Genomic DNA, 1,133 nt, shown 5'->3' with positions numbered 1-1,133 from the left:
TTGAATAAACTGTAAAGTAATATTTCCATATTTGCGACCATGTTCTTTTGGAGATAATCTTTGTTAATACAATGATCAGGAGTGTCCATGTTGTAGCTAAAATAAATACCCAAAGGACGGTTTTACCATAATAGGCAACTCCTTCAGTCCCAAACTTTAACGGAATGTTTATTGCTAAACATCCAATCATGATTGGATAATACCAAAGCAGCCACTTAAATGCTTTTAAAATATAATCGCTAATAACCATAATATTTCTTGCAATTGGCTCGAATTTTTTGTTAGTCGCGACTATCCATCCAATCAGTACGGAGGCTATTAAAATCTGCAATAATGGTTGCTGGGTGATAATTGTTTTAAATGTACCTAATATACTCATTATAAATGTAGAGAATCCCGCTACTTCCGCACTTTCTGTGGTAAAATCCAGACCTGCAACTAAAAAAATAAAAAGTGCAGCATATCCTACAGCTACTAATCCTAAAACTAGGTATGACGCAAAGATTCTCCCAAACAATTGGCCAGCCTTATCTTTATGTACCATAATTAACTTTACTGCTGCTCCTGCTAGTAAAAAAAAGATAATAGCTGTAGCAAATGTTACGATGCCTTTAGGAAAATACTGCCCGCTTAGAGCAAGACCATGTACCACGGGATTGTCAGGTACAAATAAACCAAGTGAAAATCCAATTGCTAGAGTACTGAAAACCCAAAACGGATACGGAACCCTTTTAAAAAAATTTTGTTCATTCTTTTTAATTGTCATAGAAACCTCTCCTTTACGAGGATAAAGAAGGTTATACACTATGTCTGATTACCCCGTTTTTAATGGTTTTGTAAATTCAAATGCCTTTACCTCTAAATACATAAAAAAGTACTCCTGAACTTTCTTCAATCCTGTACCACATTTATTTCTTTTATTTTTTGCAGTTAGAATAAAACCTCCTCGTTTTTAATGTAAACCTTTGCAAACCTCAGTGGCTGAGACACCCATCCACTCTTCTTTTATTTATTATATTTAAATTTTCAAAAAAATCAATATATTAATTGTCTTTTGAGCATAAAGTAGCAATACACTTTGATTATAATCATAGAGGCGAATTGTTGTTTATATATAAAAAATAATATACAGA

1 protein-coding gene is annotated in these 1,133 nt (G+C 32.8%); it reads right to left on the bottom strand.

The window, feature by feature from the left end:
* Nucleotides 1–766 (bottom strand): cation:dicarboxylate symporter family transporter (locus tag V7127_RS05275; protein WP_335484147.1); only part of this gene is annotated, 766 nt, incomplete at its 3' end.
* Nucleotides 767–1,133: the final 367 nt, after the last annotated feature.

The sequence above is a fragment of the Bacillus sp. JJ1773 genome (assembly GCF_036962035.1).
Taxonomy (GTDB): Bacteria; Bacillota; Bacilli; order Bacillales; family Cytobacillaceae; genus Cytobacillus.
This window is presented reverse-complemented; position numbering and strand designations above follow the sequence as displayed.